Source organism: Stenotrophomonas sp. AG209 (genome assembly GCF_003550055.1).
GTDB lineage: Bacteria > Pseudomonadota > Gammaproteobacteria > Xanthomonadales > Xanthomonadaceae > Stenotrophomonas.
Genome location: NZ_QXDB01000001.1, coordinates 2,105,107 through 2,126,842, shown reverse-complemented (window position 1 = coordinate 2,126,842; position 21,736 = coordinate 2,105,107). Strand labels below are relative to the sequence as shown.

At 68.0% G+C, this 21,736-nt stretch carries 18 protein-coding genes; 8 read left to right on the top strand and 10 right to left on the bottom strand.

Annotation, left to right across the window (positions count from 1 at the left end; all coding sequences use genetic code 11):
- Positions 1–65: 65 nt before the first annotated feature.
- Together DFO63_RS09870 and DFO63_RS09865 are read left to right on the top strand one after the other, a co-directional pair.
- Positions 66–1,619 (top strand): alkaline phosphatase, encoded by a 1,554-nt coding sequence (locus DFO63_RS09870; RefSeq protein ID WP_119006828.1) that lies wholly within the window; start codon positions 66–68, stop codon positions 1,617–1,619.
- Between the two features lie 42 nt (positions 1,620–1,661).
- Positions 1,662–2,228 (top strand): GIY-YIG nuclease family protein, encoded by a 567-nt coding sequence (locus tag DFO63_RS09865; RefSeq protein WP_101766168.1) that lies wholly within the window; start codon positions 1,662–1,664, stop codon positions 2,226–2,228.
- Positions 2,229–2,235: 7 nt separating this feature from the next.
- On the opposite strand, the gene DFO63_RS22115 is transcribed toward DFO63_RS09865, so the two are convergent.
- Complete coding sequence (locus tag DFO63_RS22115) at positions 2,236–2,379, bottom strand: hypothetical protein (RefSeq protein WP_182474401.1); 144 nt, start codon at positions 2,377–2,379, stop codon at positions 2,236–2,238.
- Positions 2,380–2,477: 98 nt separating this feature from the next.
- Here DFO63_RS22115 and DFO63_RS09860 point away from each other — a divergent pair, with 98 nt between their 5' ends.
- A complete protein-coding gene (locus DFO63_RS09860; protein ID WP_101766167.1) occupies positions 2,478–3,377 on the top strand; it encodes a LysR substrate-binding domain-containing protein in 900 nt (299 codons plus the stop codon).
- Between the two features lie 34 nt (positions 3,378–3,411).
- Here the strand turns inward: DFO63_RS09860 and DFO63_RS09855 are convergent, their stop codons facing one another.
- Positions 3,412–4,128, bottom strand: coding sequence for a transporter substrate-binding domain-containing protein (locus DFO63_RS09855; RefSeq protein WP_101766166.1), 717 nt, complete (start codon positions 4,126–4,128; stop codon positions 3,412–3,414).
- A gap of 82 nt (positions 4,129–4,210) precedes the next feature.
- Here DFO63_RS09855 and DFO63_RS09850 point away from each other — a divergent pair, with 82 nt between their 5' ends.
- Entirely contained in the window at positions 4,211–4,582 is a 372-nt protein-coding gene (locus DFO63_RS09850) for a VOC family protein (protein ID WP_101766165.1), read from the top strand.
- 64 nt (positions 4,583–4,646) lie between these two features.
- On the opposite strand, the gene DFO63_RS09845 is transcribed toward DFO63_RS09850, so the two are convergent.
- Entirely contained in the window at positions 4,647–5,489 is an 843-nt protein-coding gene (locus DFO63_RS09845; protein WP_101766164.1) for an arylamine N-acetyltransferase, read from the bottom strand.
- A gap of 202 nt (positions 5,490–5,691) precedes the next feature.
- On the opposite strand from DFO63_RS09845, the gene DFO63_RS09840 reads away from it, so the two are divergent.
- Positions 5,692–8,229, top strand: a complete 2,538-nt coding sequence (locus tag DFO63_RS09840) for a methyl-accepting chemotaxis protein (protein ID WP_101766163.1) — start codon at positions 5,692–5,694, stop codon at positions 8,227–8,229.
- A gap of 46 nt (positions 8,230–8,275) precedes the next feature.
- Here DFO63_RS09840 and DFO63_RS09835 read toward each other — a convergent pair whose 3' ends face one another.
- The 5 genes from DFO63_RS09835 to DFO63_RS09815 all read right to left on the bottom strand — a co-directional run bounded on the left by DFO63_RS09835 (position 8,276) and on the right by DFO63_RS09815 (position 16,324).
- On the bottom strand, positions 8,276–10,798 hold the full coding sequence (locus DFO63_RS09835) for a sulfite reductase flavoprotein subunit alpha (protein ID WP_119006827.1): 2,523 nt from the start codon (positions 10,796–10,798) through the stop codon (positions 8,276–8,278).
- A 390-nt stretch (positions 10,799–11,188) separates the two neighbouring features.
- Positions 11,189–11,752 (bottom strand): TlpA disulfide reductase family protein, encoded by a 564-nt coding sequence (locus DFO63_RS09830; RefSeq protein WP_119006826.1) that lies wholly within the window; start codon positions 11,750–11,752, stop codon positions 11,189–11,191.
- Positions 11,749–14,130 (bottom strand): protein-disulfide reductase DsbD, encoded by a 2,382-nt coding sequence (locus DFO63_RS09825; protein WP_049443264.1) that lies wholly within the window; start codon positions 14,128–14,130, stop codon positions 11,749–11,751. Before DFO63_RS09825 ends, DFO63_RS09830 begins: the two co-directional genes overlap by 4 nt.
- Positions 14,127–14,465 carry a divalent-cation tolerance protein CutA gene (gene cutA, locus DFO63_RS09820; protein ID WP_014648595.1) on the bottom strand — a complete coding sequence of 113 codons (339 nt, stop codon included), beginning with the start codon at positions 14,463–14,465 and terminating at the stop codon, positions 14,127–14,129. The genes DFO63_RS09825 and cutA overlap by 4 nt, the downstream gene beginning before the upstream one ends.
- 68 nt (positions 14,466–14,533) lie before the next feature.
- A complete protein-coding gene (locus tag DFO63_RS09815; RefSeq protein WP_049443265.1) occupies positions 14,534–16,324 on the bottom strand; it encodes an endonuclease in 1,791 nt (596 codons plus the stop codon).
- Positions 16,325–16,682: 358 nt separating this feature from the next.
- Here DFO63_RS09815 and DFO63_RS09810 point away from each other — a divergent pair, with 358 nt between their 5' ends.
- The 3 genes from DFO63_RS09810 (at position 16,683) to DFO63_RS09800 (ending at position 19,445) form a co-directional block, all read left to right on the top strand.
- Positions 16,683–16,970 carry a co-chaperone GroES gene (locus DFO63_RS09810; RefSeq protein WP_006396661.1) on the top strand — a complete coding sequence of 96 codons (288 nt, stop codon included), beginning with the start codon at positions 16,683–16,685 and terminating at the stop codon, positions 16,968–16,970.
- Positions 16,971–17,051: 81 nt separating this feature from the next.
- Positions 17,052–18,701, top strand: coding sequence for a chaperonin GroEL (gene groL, locus DFO63_RS09805; RefSeq protein WP_014038666.1), 1,650 nt, complete (start codon positions 17,052–17,054; stop codon positions 18,699–18,701).
- 132 nt (positions 18,702–18,833) lie between these two features.
- The gene (locus tag DFO63_RS09800; RefSeq protein WP_014038665.1) at positions 18,834–19,445 is read left to right on the top strand and encodes a DUF6445 family protein; all 612 of its coding nucleotides are present in this window, start codon (positions 18,834–18,836) and stop codon (positions 19,443–19,445) included.
- Positions 19,446–19,563: 118 nt separating this feature from the next.
- Here DFO63_RS09800 and DFO63_RS09795 read toward each other — a convergent pair whose 3' ends face one another.
- Both DFO63_RS09795 and DFO63_RS09790 read right to left on the bottom strand, forming a co-directional pair.
- Positions 19,564–20,727, bottom strand: coding sequence for a serine hydrolase domain-containing protein (locus DFO63_RS09795; RefSeq protein WP_119006825.1), 1,164 nt, complete (start codon positions 20,725–20,727; stop codon positions 19,564–19,566).
- Positions 20,728–20,794: 67 nt separating this feature from the next.
- Positions 20,795–21,724, bottom strand: coding sequence for a pepsin/retropepsin-like aspartic protease family protein (locus tag DFO63_RS09790; RefSeq protein ID WP_119006824.1), 930 nt, complete (start codon positions 21,722–21,724; stop codon positions 20,795–20,797).
- Positions 21,725–21,736 lie beyond the last annotated feature (12 nt).

Below are 21,736 nucleotides of genomic sequence, written 5' to 3'. Positions count from 1 at the left end.
CTGCAATATTGAAACGATATAACGTACCGTCATTGTGGGCCGCCGCTGGCCCGACGGGATCTCTGATGACTGCACGCCTGCCACGCCGCTGGCTCCATTCCTCGCTGCTGCTTGCGCTGGCCGCGCTGGACGGCTGCCAGCCCAACCTACGCGCCGAGGCTGCTGCTTCCGCCGAAGCGCGCCCGCACAACGTGATCGTGATGATCAACGACGGTGCCGGTTGGGGTACCTGGGATGCCGCCGCCTACTGGCAATACGGCAGCCGCGAAGGCGCGCCATATGCGGATTTCCCGCAGCGTCTGGCGGTCACCACCTTCCCGTTGAACGCCAGCAGCCAGCCGACCCGCGACAACGCACAGACCCTGGGCTACGACGCGGGCAAGGCCTGGGACAGCGAACCGGTGCCGGCGCAGGACCTGCCGTTCGTCGGCTACCAGTATCTGGCGGCGGTCGCAACCGACAGTGCTGCGGCCGGTACGGCGTTGTCCTCGGGCATCAAGACCTACAACAACGCCATCAATTACAACAACGATGGCAATCCGGTCGAGTTCAATACGCTGCGCGCCAAGCGCCTGGGCATGGCGACCGGCGTGGTGACCTCGGTACCGTTCGCGCATGCAACGCCGGCTGCGTTCGCGGCGCAGAACGAATCGCGCAACAACTATCACGCCATTGCGCACCAGATGCTGGCACAGGGCCACATGGACCTGGTGATGGGCACCGGCGGTCCCGGCTACAGCGTTGATGGTCGCGCCTGTGACGAGGGTGCCGGCGTGGCGAAGGCCGAGGGCTGCGCGAACCCGTGGGAATGGGTCTCCCCGCAGGACTGGCAGCAGCTGGAAGCGGGCAGCACCATTGCCGGCAACCCGGCGGGGCCGTGGCGCCTGATCCGCAGCAAGGATGAGTTCGCCGCGCTGGCGCAGGGACGGATGCCGGCCGACCGGCCGCTGATCGGCGTGCCGCGCGTGGCCAATACGCTCCAGCAGGCGCGCCAGCTGCAGGTGCTGGACAAGGATGCGGCCACGCCTTCCGGTGTGAGGAAGATCGACAGCGTGCCCGATCTTGCGACCATGACGCGTGGCGCGCTGCGGTTCCTGCAGCAGCGTTCGGCCAAGGGCCTGTTCCTGATGGTGGAAGGCGGTGCCACCGACTGGGCCGCGCACACCAGCGCCTGCGGCACCGAATGGCACTACGGCCAATGCAGCGACCAGCCGCAGTACGGCCGCCTGATCGAGGAAACCGTGGAGTTCAACGACGCAGTGGCAGCAGTGGTTGAATGGATCGAGCGCAACGGCGGTTGGGAGCGCAACCTGCTGATCGTCACCACTGACCATGACAACAGCATGCCGATGGGCCCGGATGCACAGAACGTTGCCTTCGCGCCGGTACGCAACAACGGCCGTGGACGCATGCCGGGGATGAGCTTCCGGCCCACCGGCAACCACTCCAATGCGCTGGTGCCGCTGTGGGCCAAGGGCGCAGGTGCGGAGCTGCTTGGAAAGCGCGTACGGGGCGTCGATGCCGGTTACCGCCAGCACGTGCGCTGGAATGACGGCAGCTACATCGACAACACCGACGTGGCTGCGGCGGTGCAGGAGGCACTGCAGCGTCCACGGTAACGCCCGGTTGCACCCGGGCTGTCGTCGAGGCAGCCTGCGCACATGCAGTCGGATATCCGCATCGACGGTCGTGTCTTCGCCTACGTCTTCCCCTGTGCGTGGGAAGACTACGCGAAGATCGGTTTCTCGCGTGATCCGCTCGGACGCATCAGCGCATTGCACCGGCGTTGGTTCGAGTTCTTCGATCTCGACGCCGGTGCACTGGTGGAAGCGGAAAGCGAGCGCGATGCAAGAGATCTGGAACTGCAGCTGCGTTCGCCGTTCAAGGCGCACCGCGCGCCGGCGCCGATGACGGTCCAGGACAAGGCTGGGGGGCGCACCGAATGGGTACGTGGTGCCAACCAGGCTTTGTCGCTTGCGATTGCCGCGTTGGGCGAACAAGGCTATCGCTGTTATCCATTGAAGGCGTGGCTGCGGGCCGCCCTGCGCCTGCGCCTGGATCGGCTGCACGACTGGGCTGCGGTGCAGCTTCCGGAAGAGGAGGGCCTGCGGATGCCCGGTGGCCCCGGCGAGGGCGTGCTGCGTGACACCCTCGACGGTTGTCGGGCATTGGATATCGATCCGACCCCGTGGCTGCCTGAACACGTCCAGCGCTGGTATGCAGGCTGAGGGGCGCTCAACGGGCTCGCGGCGGCTGAACCGGCGCAGCCGGTTGCCGCGGGCACTGCGGGGCAGGTGTGGACGGGCTGGCAAGCTGCCGTGCCAGCTCGGCGCTGGCCACGTGGCCGTGCAGGAACAACAGGCTGCCGTAGATGTTCATGAGCGTGCCTCCACTTGAGTGGATTGCACGATACGGGCAGCATGGAAGGGCAAAAAGCGACATTTCCGCAAGCATGCCTTGAGAGGAATTCAAGCCTTATGTCCCGTCCGCCCCTTCATGCCCTGCAGGGTTTCGTGGCTGCCGCCCGGCTCGGCAACCTGTCGCGCGCGGCGGCGTCGATGAACCTGACCGTCAGTGCGCTCAGCCATCAGATGCGCCAGCTGGAAGAGCGGCTGGGGCAGCCGTTGCTGGTCCGCCAGCCGCGTGGCGTCACCCTCACGCTGGAGGGGCAGCGCCTGCTCGACCAGGTCGGCCCGCATCTGGATGCGATCAACGAGGCCTTCCAGCCCTATGCCGCACGCGCCGAGCACGTGCTGACGATCAGCGCGGTACCGTCGATGGCGTCGGCGTGGCTGGTGCCGCGGCTGGGGCACTTCGTGGCCGAGCACCCGCAGATCGAGATCAACCTGCAGTCAAGTGAGCGCCTGGTTGATTTCGAGCGGCAGCGCCAGTTCGATGCCGCGCTGCGGCTGGGCAGCGGGCAGTGGCCGGGCCTGGTGGTGGAGCCGCTGTTCGACGAGTGGCTGCTGCCGATGGCCAGCCCGGCGCTGATCGAACGCATGGGAGGGATCGACCGCGTGCCGCTGAACCAGTGGCCGCTGTTGGGGGATCCCGATGGAGCGTGGGGCGCCTGGTTCGCGCTGAGTGGACAGAACCCGCCGCCGCGCTTCGTGGCGGTGCTGGATGATTCGGAGGCGCACCACCGCGCGGCGCTGGACGGGGTAGGCGTGGCGCTGGGACGGGTGACGCGGGCGCGCCTGCTGCTGGATTCCGGCCAACTGGTGGCGCTGTCCAGCCTGCGACTGAAAACCGCCTGGCCGCATTGGCTGGTCTACCCGCAGCGCTCGGCCCGCCATCGTGGCTTCCTCGCGTTCCGCGACTGGCTGCATGCGCAGGCCGCCGAGCACGTGCGGCACATGGCAGACGCACATCTTTAGCGTTGGGCCATGCTCGACTGCGTGTGCGCGGCATTCACCGTACCAACGTAACCGCCTGCCCGGCACGGGCGAAGGCTTCGCCCAGCAACGAGCCTGCCTTGATCGCCTCCACGTCCTCGAACAGCGCCTGCAATGCATCGGCCGGGCGCGAGGCCGGCGCCGCGACCGCCTGCTGGATCGCGGTGAAGCGGTCGGCCAGTACGCGGTGGCCGGGATGGGCCTGTGCCCATGCCGCCAACGGTTGGCGCACGCCGGCGGCGGCATCCAGGCGCTGCTGCTCGAACAGGGTGATCGCCGCCGCCGACGTCTCGGCCCGCTCGATCTTGGCGTGGCGCAGTTCGCGGCTGAGGAACAGGTCGTAGGCCGCGCCACGACCGACCGCGATGCGCAGGCCATCGCGGTCCAGGTCGGCCACCTGCTGCGCAGGGCTGTCCTCGCGCACCAGGTAGGTGCCTTCGATCTCCACATAGGCGGCACTGAAGGCGATGCGGTCGGCACGCGCCGGATCGATGGCCAGGAAGGCCAGGTCCCAGGCATCCTCGCTGGCCGCAGCGACCACCGAGGCCGCTGAGTCGTGGCAGGTGAAGCGTGCCTGCACGCCCATGCGCTGCGCCAATGCCGTGGCCAGTTCCAGCGACGGCCCGCGCGGGGAGCGCGCATCGCCCTGTGCCAGCACCGGGTTGCCCAGGTTGATGGCCACGCGCAGGTAGCCCAGCGGTGCCAGCGCACTACGATGATCGGCCAGGGACATGCAGGACTCCGCGGGGAAAGGGCGCCCCAGCATGCCAGTGCCGCCCTGCAAGGCCGTGTCAGTATCCGGTTATCCTGCGGCGATGAACCCCATCCTGCACGTTGAGATACCGGTCACTGACCTGGTCCGGGCCATCACGTTCTACCAGCAATGGCTGCAGGTGGCGGTGGACGAACCGATCCTGCTGCATGACTGCAGGATGGCGTACCTGCCGTTTGCCGATGAGGCCGCCGGCGCCAGCATGTCGCTGGTGCAGGGTGCGGACTACCGGCCCTCCGAACAGGGCGCGCGCATCTATATCGGCGTCGATGACCTGGATGCCAGCCTCGAGCGTGCGCTGCAGGCAGGGGCCGAGCTGCGCTTCGGCCCGGCCGATGCCGGCGACTGGCGCGTGGCCGAGATCCGCGACAGCGAAGGCAACCGGATCGCATTGCAGGCGCGCGCGGTTCTGTAGCGTCGAGCGATGCTCGACTGACGCGTTCCCCGCGCCGCCAACAGCAGTCGAGCATGGCTCGACGCTACACGTGGGTCGCGGCACGCGAGCGCTGCAGCCAGTCGTTGATCGCCGGATCCAGCCGTGGATCGTCCGGCAACTGCATGCCGAAGCGTTGCTGCAACACTTCGCGCACGTCGCCAACATCATGCAGCGGGCGCTTGTCCGGTGCCTGGCCAGGGCGGTACTCGGTGTAGTTGCCGCTGCCGATGGTGCGTCGCCAGTCCGGCCCGGTCAGTGACGCGCGCAGCTGGCCGGGGAAACTGGAATCGGGATGGGTGCACACGTACCAGTTGCCCACCACGTTGTCGATCGGTGCCGGCGCGTGCAGGTCGAAGCGATACATCGCCCGCCAGCCATCGCTGGACTCGGCGGACAGCACGAAATCCCCCTCGCCGGGCAGGCGCTGCAGCAGGAAGCGCTCGTGAGGCGTGGCCTGCGGCTGTGGATCACGCAGGCGCAGCGGCACGGTCGGGGTCAGGCTGCCGAAACCGGCATCCACCAGCCAGTCATCGCCGTCCACCTGCACGCGCAGCAGCAGGTGGGTCCGTGCGGTCAGTTCGCCGTCCTGGGCGGCCAGCAGCACGCGCGCGCTCAACGGCTGCGCATCGAAGCCCAGCGCCTGCAGCAGCGCCAGCAGGCCGCCATTGAGTTCGAAGCAGTAGCCGCCACGGTGGTCGTCGAGCAGCTTGCGCTGCACGCTGTCCAGGTCGATCGGCACTGCATCGCGCAGCAGGCAGCTGAGGGTTTCGAACGGCAGCAGTGCGTTGTGGCGCTGCTGCAGCAGCGTCAGGCCCGCCAGCGTCAGCGGTGGCGGTGCATCCAGCTGCAGGCGTTGCAGGTAGCGGGGGACATCGAGCGTCGTCATGGGGGCACCGGGCGGGGAGGGAGGTCCACTGTGCTCCCCCAACCGGGGTTGAGGTCAAGCACTGCGCGGGTGTCATCCCCCCGTCGCCTGTGCCGGGTACAAAGGCCGCGTCCGCCAGCAATCGGTGGAACTGCACCAAGAACGCCCTAAAGTTGCTCCATTTCCAGCCGATACAGGTGCGTCCTTCCGCCTGGAGTCTGTCATGTCGGCCGTTGCCCCCCACCTCCGGTCCCTGCGCATGCGGCTTGCCGCGCTGCGCTCGGCGTCCCCCGGCCTGCTGCTGTGGCTGCAGCCGCACCGGCTCAGCGTAGCCAACAAGCTCAAGGCGACCCTGTGGGTCTGTGGCCTGGGCCTGATCGCGATCGCTGCGGTCTACGCCTGGACCGGCCATGCCAGCACGCAGGCGGCACGCAGCCAGGCCAGCTACCAGCACGGCAGCGATCTGGCCGCGAGCCTGGCGACACGGGTGGCCGAGGCGCGTCGTCTGCAGACCCAGTATGCACGCAGTTTCGACGATGCCGACCGCGCGCAGCTGCTGGCGACGCAGAAGGCGCTGCAGGCCGATCTTCAGGCGCTGCGCGCGATGCCGATGGATGCCGGCCGGCGCAAGGCGCTGCAGGCGCTGACCGAAGCTGCCGGTGCATTCTCGCAGGGTGTGGCCGCCCTGTTCGAACGCGTCGATGAGATGGGTCGTGGCGATGCCGGCCTCGCCGCGCAGCTGCAGCAGGCCGCCGACACCCTGCAGGCGCAGGTGGATGCGCTGCAGCGGCCTTCGTTGGCGTTGTCCCTGCAGAAGATGCGCCGACAGGAGGCGCTGCTGCTGCTCGATGGCGATTCCACCCATGCCGACCGTGCGAGCGAAGAGAAACTGCCGTTCGATCTCGCGCTGGTGGGCCTGCCGACCGATGCGCAGGATGCCCTTCGCAACGGCATGGAGGCCTATCAGGTCGCGTTGCTGGGCTATACCGCCGCCCGCGTTGGCCTGGATGTGGAGGCGCAATCGTTGCTGGATACCGCCGCAGGCGTGGCGCCGGCGCTGGCCGCCTTCCAGCAGGCCCAGATGGCGGTGCTGGCCGAGGCACAGGCGCGCCAGCAGGCCGGCACGCGCACCATGAGCGTGCTGTTCGCAGTGACCCTGCTGCTGGTCGCCGGCGTGTTGATCACCAGCCTGGTGCTGGTGCTGCGTGCGGTGCGCCAGCCGATCCAGGACACCCTGCGTTTCGCCAGCGATATCGCCGACGACCGCCTGGATACCACCCTGCGCGTGTACAACGCCAACGACGAGATCGGACAGCTGGCACAGCGCCTGGTCGACATGCAGCAGCGCCTGCGTGCGCGCATCGAGACCGAGCGTGCCGGTGCGCGCGGCAATACCCGCGTGCGCCAGGCGCTGGACAGCGCGCAGACCGGGCTGATGGTGATCGATGCCGAGGGCCAGGTGGCCTACGTCAATCCGGCACTGCTGCAGCAACTCGAACGCCAGCTCGAAGACCTGGTGGGCAGCGATGCAGTGCGCCTGCATCCGGCGTTGGCCAGCCTGGCCGGCGTGCGTCAGCGCGAGGAGCGCGAGATCGGTCATGTCGGTGTGCGCTACCAGCTGATTGCCAACCCCATCATCGACGAAGGGCAGTTCCTCGGCGTAGCGGTGGAATGGCGCAGTCGTGCGCTGGAGACGCTGCTGGAAACCGAAGTGGCTGCCCTGGTCGATGCGGCGGCACACGGTGACCTGCATGGCCGTATCGCGCTGGAGGGCAAGCAGGGCTTCGTGCGCACGTTGTCGACCAGCATCAATCGCCTGCTGGCCACCTTTGAAACCAACCTCGGTGACCTGCAGGCACTGCTCGCTGCACTGGCCCGCGGCGACCTCAGCGTGCGCATGGAGGGGGACCTGCAGGGCGTGTTCGCGCGCATGCGGGACGATGCCAATGCCACCGTCGCGCAGCTGGGCCGCATCGTCACCCGCATCCAGCAGGCCACGTCCAGCCTCGATACCGGTGTCGGTGAGATCGTTGCCGGTCATCACGATCTGTCGCAGCGCACCGAGCAACAGGCCGCCAACCTGGAAGAGACCGCAGCGTCGATGCATGAGCTGACCGACACCGTTGGCCGCAACGCCGATGCCGCCGGTCGCGCCGATGCCCTGGTGCAGGGCGCGGCAGCAGTGGCGCAGCGCGGCGGTGAGGCTGTTGGCCAGGTGGTGGCAACCATGCATGGCATCAGTGAAGCGTCACGGCGGATCGGTGACATCACCCAGCTGATTGATGGCATCGCCTTCCAGACCAACATCCTTGCGCTCAACGCGGCGGTGGAAGCGGCGCGCGCCGGCGAGCAGGGCCGCAGCTTCGCCGTGGTGGCTGCCGAAGTACGCCTGCTGGCGCAGCGCAGTGCCGAGGCGGCCAAGCAGATCAAGGGCCTGATCGAGGATTCGGTGGCGCGCGTCGGGCAGGGCAACCGGCAGGCCGAGCAGGCCGGCACCACGATGGGCGAGATCGTCGGCAGCGTGCAGCAGCTGGCCGACCTGCTGGCTGGCATCCGCAGTGCGTCGCAGGACCAGCATGCCGGCATCGCCCAGGTGAACCAGACCATCGTGCAGATGGAAGCCAGCACCCAGCGCAACGCCAGCCTGGTGGAAGAGGCCGGTGCCTCGACTGCGCAGATGCAGGCGCAGGTACATGCCCTGGCCGAAGCAGTGGGCGCGTTCCGTCTGCAGTCGATACCGCAGGCGCGTGCGGCGGCCTGAAGCTGCCCCGGTAGTGCCGGCCGCTGGCCGGCACCACCCTTGTGGCTCAATACACGTCGCGGCGGTAGCGCCCGTTTTCCAGCAGCGTTTCCACCACTTCATCACCCAGCGCGGTACGCAGCACCTGGTCCACGCCTTCGGCCATGCCCTGCAGCGAGCCGCAGACATGGATCACCGCATCGCGCTGCATCCACTCGCGCAGCGCATCGGTGGCCGCCCGCAGGTAATCCTGCACGTAACTACCCTTGCCATCGCGTGAGAACGCCAGGTCCACCCGCGTGAGATGGCCCTGGGCCCGCCAGGCCTCGATCTCGTCGGCGAACAGGAAGTCGTGTGCGCGCTGGCGCTCACCGAACAGCAGCCAGTGCCCGTGCTCGCCTGCGTGGGCGGCTTCGCGCAACAGGCTGCGCAGCCCAGCGATGCCGGTGCCATTGCCGATCAGCACCATCGGGGCGCCACTGACACGATGGAAACCGGGGTTGCGATGCACACGGGCAACGATGCTGGCACCGATCGGCGCATGCAACGACAGCCAGCCCGAGCCCAGCCCGGCTCGACCGGAGGCGTCATGCACCAGCCGCACCACCAGCTCCACCACGCCATCATCCGTGCAGGAGGCGACCGAATACTCGCGGCTGGGCAGCAGCGGCAGCCCGGCCAGCCACAGGCAGGCATCCTGCACCGCCAGCGCAGCATCGGCCTCGGGCAGCTCGCGTTCGCTGGCCAGCGCCAGCAGCGTGCGCGGATGGCCGTCGACCAGCAGTGGCTGCAGCGGGTCCAGCCCATGGGCCTTCAACACGGCACCGGCATGCCGCGCGTTGTGGCGGGGCGCGATGTGCAGGATGTCACCCGCCTGCCACTGCATGTCGGCCGGTGCGGCAAGACGGATACGCCAGATGGCTCCGCCGATGCTGCCCGGGTTGAGGCGGTCGCGGCCGAGCAGCCGCCACTCATGCATCTGCGTTGCCGCAGGCAGCACGCTGTCATCGGTGGTGATGCCGGTCAGCGCACCCAGCTGCTGCTGCCACTGGCGCAGCGCCGGCACCGAAGCGGCATCGACATCGATGCGCTCGAACAGCGGACACGCGCCGTTGTCGATCAGCCAGCCATCGAACTGGCGGCCGAAGCCGCAGTAATGAGGGTACTGGCGGTCGCCCAGCGCAAGCAGGCCGAACTGCAGGCACGACAGGTCCAGGCGTTGTGCGAGCAGCAGCCGCGCGGCGCGGCGCGCCGCATCCGGCGGCTCGCCATCGCCGAACGTGCTCAGCACCAGCAATGCCTGGGAGGTGGCCTGCAGCTTCGCGGCATCGACGCGGGCCAGCGGCAGCACCTGCACCGCATGACCGGACGCCTGCAGCTGCGCGGCCGCACGCCACGCCAGTTGTTCGCCCAGTCCGCTCTGGCTGGCATGCACCACCAGCCATGGCGAACCACCGCCATCGGTGGTCGTTGTCGGCAGCGACCGGCGCAGCCCTCGCGCCGCACGTTGGCTGCGGCGGCGGTCCAGATACAGCATCCAGCCGGTGATGAAGAACAGGCTCATGCCCAGGCTGCTGAGCATCACCACCACCCGCCCGGGCACACCGAAGTAGCTGCCCGAATGCAGCGCGAACACGCTGGTGGCCAGCTGCCCGCCCGCACCCTGGCGTGCGTACGGACGGGCATCGAGAATCGCGCCGCTGGCCGGATCGAGCTGCAGCAGGTCATGCGCACGATCGTGGTGGCCGCCGCGCTGCGACGGATCGCCGGCCATCACCCGCACGTTCAGCGCCTGCCCCGGCTTCTCCGGCAGGCGCAGGTCGATGAAGCCGGTGCGCACGCCGGGCAGCGCGTACAGCGTGGCCTCGATGCGATCCAGGTCCAGTGCCGCGTCGGCGGCCACCTTGTGCTTTGCCGCCGGCGCCACGCCCAGCAGCGTGTTGGCCGCGGTGCGGTACCAGTCGAACGACCACCACAGGCCGGTCAGTGCACTCATCAGGTAGATCAGCAGCACCCAGGTGCCGATCACCGAGTGCAGGCTCCACAGGAAGCCACGGCCGCTGCGCGTCCACTCCACCGCCAGCCAGCTGCGCCAGTGCCACCAGCGCCGTGGCCAGCGCAGGTAAAGACCGGACAGGGTGAAGAACAGCAGCGCGATCGCACAGCTGCCGGTGATCCACTTGCCGCGCTCACCGGCGGCGAGGTGGCGATGCAGGTCTTCGACGAAGTCGAAGAACGCCTGCCCGCGCAGGGCGCTGAAGCGCTCGCCGCTGTACGGATCGAAGTACACCCAGTGGTCCTTGCCGCCGGCAAATCGCGCAACCGACGGCCGCTGTCCAGTGGCGTCCACGCGCAGGCGTTGCAGGGGCCGCTCGCTGCCGGCCTGCAGCAACGGCACCAGTTCACTGAGTGCAAGGGGATGCTGGCCGTCCGCATGGTGCTCGGCGATTTCGGCGAAGCCGGGATTGGCCGCGCGCAGCAGCTCGTCCTCGAAGGACAGCACGGCGCCGCTGAGGCCCATCACGGCCAGGACGGCACCGGCGGTGATGCCCAGCAGCCAATGCAGTTGGAACAGGACGTTCTTGAACATCGAAGGAGAGGGGCCCGGGAGGCTGCCGCCCGCATCCTGCGCAACAGCAAATGAGAATTAGTCGCGGAATTCTCCGTGGCGCCCTGCCTGCGGTCAAGCGGAGGGATCGGCCGGGCGGCGCCCGGCACCCGCCGAGGCAACGTCAACGTCAACGTCAAAAGCGGGCTATCCGTGGGTTGGCGGGGTGGGTCCGGTTGAGGGGGGCGCTGCAAGTACCCCTCCGGGGCCCGGCCCAGCCGCTGGCGGCTGTGCCGGACCGCGGAGCGGGGTTTACGGCGTGTCCTGACCACCTACAGTGCCCCGCCATCCCACGGAATGCCCGCTTTGGCTTTGGCTGTTGCCGTTGCATTGAGCAGGGTGCAGGGCTGCAAGCCCTGCAAAAAAACACCCTCACTTCACCCAGCGGTCGATCTCGCCGTGTTCGAAAGGTCCCACCTTCGCCTTCACCAGCCGCCCCTGTGCATCGAACAGCGCGCTGTAGGGCAGCAGGCCCTGCATATTGCCCAACTGCACGCTGGCATCGCGTGGCCCCGGCGTCTCGACCACGATCGGGTAGTCCACCGGCACCCGCAGCAGGAAAGCGCGCACGTCGTCCGGGGTATCGAGCGCAATGCCCAGCACCTGCACGCCGTTGTCGCCCTGGGCATCGGCGAAGCGCGCCAGTTCGGGCATCTCTTCCACACAGGGCGCACACCAGCTGGCCCAGACGTTGATCAGCAGCGGGCGGCCGGCGAAGCGAGCGCGCAGGTCCAGCGGCTGTCCCGCCAGGTCCGGCAGCGTCAGCGCCGGCAAGGGATCACCCACCTGCAGCGGGGGCGTCACGGCCGTCGCCGTGGAAGCCGTCGCTGGCGCGGCCGGTGCAGACGGGCCAGGTGACAATCGATGCCCGGCCCACAGGCCGAGGCCGGCGGCCAGCACCGCTGTCCACAGCAGCGCTGGCCGTTGCCACTTCATCGTGCGGTGCGCAGCAGCGCTTCCTCGACCACCGCCTGGGTCAACAGGGTCGGCAGCACGGTCGGCGGCGCGCCGGGGCCATACACCACGTACAGCGGCACGCCCACGGCCTTGTGTTCTTCCAGGAACGTGGTGATCTGCGGGTCGACATTGGTGTAGTCACCGCGCATGTACACCGCGTTGGTGCGCTTGAGCAGTTCCTTGAACTCCGGCCGCGACAGCACGGCGCGTTCATTGGCCTTGCAGCTCACGCACCAGTCGGCGGTCATGTTGACGAACACCACGCGGTTGTCGGCGCGCAGGCGGTCCAGCAACTGCGGCGAATACTCGACCACGTTCTCGCTGGCCGCCTGTGCGGCCCGTGCCGGCGGTGCCAGCTGGGTCACGCCCCAGGCAGGAACCAGCGCACCAATCGCCAGCAGCACGCCGAGCAGGGTCACCGCGCGCGAGCCGGTCCAGCGGTTGCGTTCAAACAGCCACAGGCCGAAGGCGAACAGCAGCAGGCCGCCCAGCACCAGCGCCATGCCGTCCACGCCGCGCTGCTTGCCCAGTACCCACAGCAGCCACAGCGCGGTGGCATACATCGGGAAGGCCAGCACGTGCTTGAGCGTTTCCATCCACGGGCCGGGCTTGGGCAGGCGGCGTGCCAGCGCCGGCACGAAGCCGATCAGCAGGAACGGCAGTGCCAGGCCCAGGCCGAGGAACAGGAACACGGTCATCGCCTTCAGCGGCGGGGCAATGAAGGCATAGGCAATCGCCCCGCCCATGAACGGGCCGACACAGGCGCTGCCGACCAGGCAGGCCAGCGCACCGGTGAAGAAATCACCGGCCGGGCCGCTGCGGCTGGCCAGCGACTGGCCGAGGTTGCCGATGCCACCGCCGAGGGTGAACACGCCCGACAGGCTCAGGCCCACCGCGAACATGATGTACGCCAGCGCCGCCACCACGCCCGGGTGCTGCAGCTGGAAGCCGATGCCGACGGCGTTGCCGATCGCGCGCAGGCCCACCATCAGCGCACCGATCACCGCGAAGGCGACCAGCACGCCCAGCGTGTACCAGAGGGCATGGCTGCGCGCACGCTCGGGGCTTTCGCCACTCTGCGCCAGGCTCAGCACCTTCAGCGACAGGATCGGCAGCACGCAGGGCATCAGGTTCAGCACCAGGCCGCCGGCCAGCGCCAGCAGCAGCACCCAGACGAACGAGCGGTCCGGATTCGGCGTGGTCACCGGTGGCCGCGTGCGCAGGGCGTTGCCATCGCGCGCGTCGGCGGCGAACTCATTGCGTGCGCCCTCACTGCCGCTGGCGGCGGGAGCGGCGCTGCCGTCGTTGGGCACGGTCGGCAGCAGGCGCAGCGGTGCGCCGTTGGCGGATTCACGTGGCGCGCCGGCGGCGCGCAGCGGGCTGATCACCTCGTTGCGTGCTGGCGCCTGGTCAGTGCTGGCGGAGAGCTTGCCCGCCGGAATCGACAGCTTCACCCGGCGGGTCATCGGCGGGTAGCAGATGCCATCGGTCTGGCAGCCCTGGAAGGTCACCACCAGGGTGCTGTCGACCGCATCAGTGACAGTGCGGCGCAGCGGCAGCGGCACTTCCACCTGGTTGAAGTAGACCGAGACATCGCCGAAGTGCTCGTCGCGATGCGATTGCGCGGCTGGCCAGCGCGGCTTGTCGGCCAGCACGCCTGCGCTGCCTTCCAGCTTCAGCGAAGTGCGGTCGCGATACAGGTAATAGCCGGGCGCTGGGCTGAAGCGCAGCAGCAGGGTGTTGCCGTCACTGGCGATGGCATCGAAGCCGAACGCCTGTTCCGACGGCAGCGGCAGGGCCTGGCTGTTGTTGGCCGCGCCCGGCAGGCGCAGGCCACCGCTGTTGCCGGCACCGGCCAGCGGGTTGTTGAACGGGCTTGCCGCACCGGCACGCGCGGCAGGCACCGCGGCCGCCGCACCGGCGCCCGGCAGGGTGACCTGCACCACGCGCTTCTGCGGCGGGTAGCAGACACCGGCATCGGCGCAGCCCTGGTAACGCACTTCCAGGCTGATGGTGCCGGCGGCGTCGGTCGGCGTGCCGGGCAGGGTGGCCTGCAGACGCTCGCGATAGGTCTCGACCTCGCCGAAGAAATCGTCGTGGTGCCTGTCGCCCTTGGGCATCTGCAGCGCGCCGGCGTTGAAGGCCGGGTCGGCCTTGACGCTGGTGCGGTGGCGATACAGGTAATAGCCCGGTGCGATCTTGAACTGCAGTTGCACCTGGCCCCGTTCGGGGGCACTGGCGGTCAGCGCGAACGCCTGGTCCACCGGCAGCAGGTCCTTCTCATCCAGCGCGAAGGCCGGCAGCGAGAGCCACAACAGGGCGCACAAGGCGGCGCCGCGCGCAAACAGAGTCTTCAATCAGTGTCCTCCCGGGTCTGTGCCCGGATCCAGTCCAGATACGCCGGCAGGCCGGCCCGGGTTTCGACCGCGATGCACTCCGGGAGTTCATACGGATGCAGTGCGACGATCCGGGCAATCGCGTCATCGACGCGGCTCGCGGTGGTTTTCACCAGCAGCTGCAGTTCGGCGTCGGTGGTCACCTCGCCCTGCCAGCGGTAGGTCGACTGCGCGCCATCGAGGCGGGTCACGCACGCCGCCAGGCGCTCGCCGACCAGCGCGTGCGCGATGCGCTCGGCACTGGCCCGGTCCGGGCAGGTGGTCAACAGCAGCAGGACGGGATCGACGGTCGACATGACCGTCGAGTATAGGGCCGCCGCCGGGTCAGGGCCCGGCGGCGGCAGTGGACCGCTGCGTTGCGCGGTCAGTTGGCCAGCTGGCAGGTGGCCGGCTTGGCCGAGGTGAACAGGGCCGGGGTTGCCCACTCGGGGTGGTCGATGAACGGATTGCGGTTGCCCTGGAAGCTGTAGACCACGTCATTGCGCGCACGCTCGGCATCATCCGGCGGATCGGACAGGTGCCAGTCGATCAGCGTCGACAGCAGGCCCATGTAGGCGGGCGAACTGCTGGTCTTGACGATCTTGCTGCGGTCGTCGGTCAGCTCCAGATCCGGCTCGGACTGGCCGGTGGCCGCATCCTTGCCGCCCTCGTAGCGGATCGCCATGTACATCACCGCACGCGCCATGTCGCCCTTGCGCTTGCCCCACACCTCGAAGGTGCCGGTGTTGCCGTCCGGCGTGCGCACCCAGTTGGAGTTGCCCGGATAGCCACCGCTGCCGCCGCCCTGACCGTTGTTGGCCTCGGTGGCGCGCTCGCCGCAATTGGCGTCGCACTTGCCGAACGGCTTGTTGCCACGGTCGGCGTTCCACTGCGCGTCGGTCAGGTACAGCATGTGGGTGTCGGTGTACGGCGCGTAGGGCAGGCCCTTGTCGCCGGTGGTGCTGGCAAAGCCCAGCGAGTTCGGCCAGGTGTGCTCGCGGTTGTACTTCAGGCCACTGCCGCTGCCGGCGCGATCGGTCACCTTGGCGTAGCTGTGGTTGCGATACGCATCCAGGATCCTGCCGGAATTGTTCGGATCCTCGTCGGCGATTTCCAGGATGGTCCAGGTACTGGTGCCCGAGCCACTGTACGGATAGGCGGTGTGGCCCTTGATGGTGGCGTGCAGCGAGCAGCGCAGCTGGCTGGGGCTGCTGGTGTTGACCTTGGAGTAGTAGCCGGCCGGCACGCCCGGGTTGCCCGGGTCCGGATTGCCGCCGGTGCTGGCCACGGTGAAGGCGATGCGGCTGTCGGCGGCCGGGTGCGCGCCCTGCAGGTCGGTGATGCGCGCGGCACGGATATCGAAGCGGCAGGCTTCACCGGCCACCAGCGCGGTGTTGGTGGACAGCTTCACGCTGCGGCCGCTGGCCGGGAAAGTCAGCGGCACGCTGCCGGAGGTGCCGCAGCTCAGGGCGAAGGCGCCACTGGCCAGGTTCACCGTCTCGCTGAACACCACTTCCAGGTCGGCGGCGGCCGGGAAGGTGCTGCTGCCCTGCGCCGGGGTGGTGGTGGAGACCGACGGCGGCGTGTTCGGGCCCGGGGTGCCACCGCCGCTGAAGGTCTGGCCGTTGTTGCAGCTGCCAAACGTCTGCTTGGCCGACTCGGCCCAGGTGAAGTGGGCGTACTGGCTGCCGCTGCCGGTCAGCTGCAGCGAGGTGCCCGGCGCCGTGCTGTTGGTCTCGGCCACCGGGATGTTCTGGCTGGTCATGCCGGCGGCAGGGCCGCCGGAGGCGGTGATGGCGCCCTCGTAGCTGAGGAACTGGACCACCTTGCCGCTGGCATCGACCAGGGCGATGCCGTCGTTGGGGCCGTTCTGGATGCCGTTGGTCGGGTAGTTGACCACGGCGATCGTGGCGCTGCCGCAGCCGGCGGCGCTGCCAGCCGGCACCGGCTTGTTGTCGTACACCACGGCGGCCGAGGCGTTGGCGCCGTTGTACAGGTACAGGCGGTAGCCGGACAGGTCCTCACCGGCGGTGGCCACGACCTCGATCGCTTCGCCGACGTCACCGGCGGCGGTGCTGTCGTCGTAGTGCAGTTCATTGATGAAGACCTCGGCCTGGGCCGGCGCGGCGGCCAGGGCCAGCAGGCAGGCGGCGGCAAGCGGGGACAGCAATCGCATCGACTACTCCTTGTGATTGGGAATGCGTGGCCGAGCCTAAGGCCGATCCAGTGACACTTTGTCGTAAATGAACGTCAGATATCTGACAGTGCGACGCGGGTCACCAAATGTCGAGGGTTTTGGGCACGGGGTTGTCGCGTTGCACCGGCCTGAATGCCTTCACGCAGGGCGGGAATCCGCGCATCCCGGGGCGGCGAAAATTTTTCCTCGCCCGGCCTTGAAAGGTCCGGGCGCAGCTCCATCTCTGTCCTGCTCCCGATTCATCGGGCTTTTTCGCGAGCAATGCTGGCAGTCACCTGGGGTGAGTGCTAACATCGCCAGACTTTTTCAGACCAATCAATAACTTAAGAGGTCTCTCATGAGCATCAAGCCGCTGCACGACCGCGTTGTGGTCAAGCCGATCGAAGCCGACGAAATCTCCGCCGGTGGCATCGTCATTCCGGATTCGGCCAAGGAAAAGTCCACCAAGGGTGAAGTCGTGGCCGTCGGCCCGGGCAAGCCGCTGGACAACGGCAGCGTGCGCGCTCCGTCGCTGAAGGTCGGCGACAAGGTCATCTACGGCCAGTACGCCGGCAGCTCGTACAAGAGCGAAGGCGTCGAGTACAAGGTCCTGCGCGAAGACGACGTGCTCGCCGTCATCGGCTGAGCCCCGGCGCGACCTGTTTCAACCTGATCCCCAAATCCCAGCCGCCGGGCCTCGTCCGGCGCTACCAATGAGGTAAATGCAATGGCTGCCAAGGATATTCGTTTCGGTGAAGACGCCCGTTCGCGCATGGTGCGCGGCGTCAACGTTCTCGCCAATGCCGTCAAGGCCACCCTGGGCCCGAAGGGCCGCAACGTCGTGCTGGAAAAGAGCTTCGGCGCGCCGACCATCACCAAGGACGGCGTCTCCGTCGCCAAGGAAATCGAACTGGCTGACAAGTTCGAGAACATGGGCGCGCAGATGGTGAAGGAAGTTGCTTCGCGCACCAACGATGACGCGGGCGACGGCACCACCACCGCCACCGTGCTGGCCCAGGCCCTGATCCGCGAAGGTGCCAAGGCGGTTGCCGCCGGCATGAACCCGATGGACCTGAAGCGTGGTATCGACAAGGCCGTCGTGGCCGCCGTTGCCGAACTGAAGACCATCTCCAAGCCGACCGCCGACGACAAGGCGATTGCCCAGGTCGGTACCATCTCGGCCAACTCGGACGAGTCGATCGGCCAGATCATCGCCGACGCGATGAAGGAAGTCGGCAAGGAAGGCGTGATCACCGTTGAAGAAGGCTCGGGCCTGGACAACGAGCTGGACGTGGTCAAGGGCATGCAGTTCGACCGCGGCTACCTGTCCCCGTACTTCATCAACAACCAGCAGTCGCAGACCGCTGATCTGGATGACCCGTTCATCCTGCTGCACGACAAGAAGATCTCCAACGTCCGTGACCTGCTGCCGGTGCTGGAAGGCGTCGCCAAGGCCGGCAAGCCGCTGCTGATCGTGGCCGAAGAAGTTGAAGGCGAAGCGCTGGCGACCCTGGTGGTCAACACCATCCGTGGCATCGTCAAGGTCGTGGCCGTCAAGGCTCCGGGCTTCGGCGACCGTCGCAAGGCGATGCTGGAAGACATGGCCGTGCTGACCGGCGGCACCGTGATCTCCGAAGAAGTCGGCCTGTCGCTGGAAAAGGCCACCATCAAGGACCTGGGCCGCGCCAAGAAGGTGCAGGTTTCCAAGGAAAACACCACCATCATCGATGGCGTGGGTGACAAGGCTGCCGTCGATGCACGCGTCGGCCAGATCAAGACCCAGATCCAGGACACCTCCTCGGATTACGACCGCGAGAAGCTGCAGGAACGCGTGGCCAAGCTGGCCGGCGGCGTTGCCGTGATCAAGGTCGGCGCGTCGACCGAAATCGAAATGAAGGAAAAGAAGGATCGCGTCGACGACGCCCTGCACGCCACCCGTGCAGCCGTTGAAGAAGGCGTGGTCCCGGGCGGCGGCGTGGCCCTGGTTCGTGCGGTCACCGCACTGGCCGGCCTGAAGGGTGCCAACGAAGACCAGAACCACGGCATCCAGATCGCCCTGCGCGCGATGGAAGCCCCGCTGCGCGAAATCGTGGCCAACGCCGGCGAAGAGCCGTCGGTCATCATCAACAAGGTCAAGGAAGGCACCGGCAGCTTCGGCTACAACGCCGCCACCGGCGAGTTCGGCGACATGCTGCAGTTCGGCATCCTGGACCCGACCAAGGTGACCCGTTCGGCGCTGCAGAACGCCGCTTCGATTGCTGGCCTGATGATCACCACCGAAGCCATGGTTGCCGAAGCTCCGAAGAAGGACGAGCCGGCCATGGGTGGCGCCGGTGGCATGGGCGGCATGGGTGGCATGGGCGGCATGGACTTCTAAGTCCACGTCCCCGGCAGTCGTTGCCGACCCTGGTCGGCACGCCTTCCCGATGCAAGGAAGAACCCCGCCGCGAGGCGGGGTTTTTCGTTGCCCGGTTGCTGCCGCCGCAGCGCATCGCTACGCTCGGTGGCCATGCCTACCTCGTTCATCATCGTTGACGACTTCCTTTCTCCTGCCGATGCGCAGGGGTTGCGCCAGGCGGCGCTGGGCCTGACCTATCCCGTGCAGGAGGGCGCGTTTCCCGGCCGCAATTCGCAGCAGCGGCTGGATCTGGATGGACTGTCCGGCGCGGTCTCGCGGCTGGTCAACGAACCGCTGCGGCCGGTCAACCCGCTGCAGTCGCACGGCAAGTTCCGGATCACCCTGGCCGGTGATACCGGCCGCGCCAAGGTGCACGCCGACCACTCGCACTGGTCGGGCATCCTCTACCTGAGTGCACCGGAGCACTGCGAGGGCGGCACCGAGTTCTTCCGCCACCGCCGCACCGGCACCGAGCGCATGGCCCTGGATGCAGCGGAGCTGGCCGCATTAGGCTATGCCAACGGCGGCGACATGCATCGCGACATCATCGAGCGCGACAGCAACGACGACAGCCAGTGGGAAATGACCATGCGCATCCCGATGCGCTTCAACCGGCTGGTGCTGCTGCGCCCCTGGTTCTGGCACACCGCCGGGCCCGCGTTCGGCGACTGCCTGGAGAATGGCCGGCTGGTGTACCTGATGTTCTTCGAACAGGCGCGCTGAGCGGGGCAGGCATCCACGCATGGCGTGGATCTACAGGTGCACGGTTTCGCTGGTAGATCCGCGCCATGCGTGGATGCACCCGTCCAGCCGCACTTGCCATGCAGGCGTCAACGCGCCCTCATTCGACGAATGCCTTCGCCACGCCGTACTCCCACTGCCATGGCACGCCGGTATCGCCCAGCACGAACGCCACCAGTGCCGGGAACGTAGCCTCCGCCCGTACATCGTTGCCCAGGATCACCACGCAGCGTTTGTGCCGCTCGATGCACACCAGGGTGTTGCCGACCGCATCGTCGTGGCCGCCCTTGTAGAAGCCTGCACCCTGGGGACCACGGAAGGTCACTACGCCCAGGCCCGCGGCCAGATCCCTGTGCTGCTGCGCAACGGGCAGCTCCGGCTGCAGTGTTGGGAACTGGCTGGCGGTGGTGATCGGTAGCTGTGGCCGCACCAGCTCCCTGCGCATTGCCGGGGACAGCCCATCGCCGCGCACATAGCCGGCGGCGAAGTGGGCCATGTCGGTGATGGTGGTATCCATCGACCCCGCCGCCCGCACACGGCTGCGTTCATCGTGCGGCTCTGAATTGCCTTCGGCCGTCCAGCCATCGGCCAGGTTGCCGGCGAAATCCGCGCGCCACACCATGCTGGTGCGCGCCATGCCGAAGCGATCGAACACGCACTGCTGCATCAACGCACCCACATCCTCGCCCAGTCGCCCGCGTTCGATCACGAACTGCAGCAGGATCAGGCCCTCACCGGAATAGGCGTAGCGGCTGCCGGGCTCGAAGTGGAACTTCAACCGGCCATCCGGTTCGAGAAAGCCGAAATTGGCAAAGCCGCTGGCGTGGTTGAGCAGCAGGCGTGGCGTGAGCTGGCGCCAGCGGGCATCGCTGGCCAGCACGCTGTAGTCGGCGTACTTCTTCGGTTCCGGTGGATAGTCCGGCAGCGGTTTGTCCAGGGCGGTAGCAATGCTGGCGTCCAGATCGATACGCGCGTCCTGCACCAGTTGTGCGACCAGGTACCCGAACGCCATCTTGGTCAGCGATGCGGCGTACATCACAGTGTCGGTGCGCAGCGGCTCGCCCGCGGCGTTGCGTTCACCGTAGGCGGCCACGTGCACCACCTTGCCGTCGTCGATCACCGCCAGCGCCATCCCGCGCGCATGGGCCGCCTGCATCAGCCGCTGTGCTTCGGCATCGATGCGAGCCGGCGTGGGCACGGGTGGCGGCGCGGCCAGTACCGCCAGCGGGAGCAGCGTCAGCAACATCAGGGTGGCACGGCACATGCGTGGAACTCCTGGTGGGGCGCACGGCGATGCTACGCCAGGCTGCCGCTGGCGTCATTGCCAGATGTCAGCTGGCCTGCGGCCGGCGCAGGCAGATCCGGGCCGCGCCGGCACCGAAGTCCACCTGGCCTCCGCGCATTGCATCGGCACCGAGGATCAGCGCCGGCCGCGCCTCCAGGCCGATCGCCTTGAACACCGGTAGTTCGCTGATGCGGACCTCCATCGACGGGTGCTTCCAGCCGCTGCCGGTCATCCCGGGCAGGGTGTACAGCCAGGTGGCCTGCGCGCCGCCGCCCAGCCCCTCGGTGCCCTTTTCGCGCATGCTTACCCGTGCGTCGCTGCCGTCGGTGCGCAACCCCAGTGCGCGGGCCGCTTCAGCGTTGAGAACAGTCTGCGCCGCGCCGGTGTCGACCACGGCAATGGCCTCCACACCCGGCGTGCCCAGTGCCAGTGTGATGAAGCCGAACTGGCGCAGGCTGGCAGTGCGCTCGGGCAGCGCATTGGGCTGGCAACCCGGTCCTTCCAGGTTCAATCGGCCAGGCGTCCATAGCGCCAGGCGATTGCCGCCGAAGTCCCAGCGCGTGTCCCAGCGTCCGGTCAGGTCATTGCCGATCAAACCGTCGATGGCCGGATCATCGTCCTTGGCCAGGGAGGACAGGTCGACCTGCATGCCACGGGCCTGCAGCTGCCAGCTGCCCAGCTGCCAGGACGTGCTGCGCGTGCGCTGCAACCGGGCCGCCTTCGCACTTGCGCCCTGGGCGTGCGATACCACCGCATCCGCATCCTCCAGGCCATAGCGCCTCGCCACACGGGCATCGACCAGCGTTGCCCCGGCGGCACTGTCGACCACGAAGCGCAGCGGTTCGGCGCGTCCGTCCAGCAGGACGGCCACCGCCGGATGACCACCCTGCATCCACATTGGCAGCACGTGTTCGGGGGCATCGGACGCCAGCGCAGGCAGCGGCGCAGCAAGCAGGGACAGGAGGATGAGGCGCAAGGGAAATCTCCG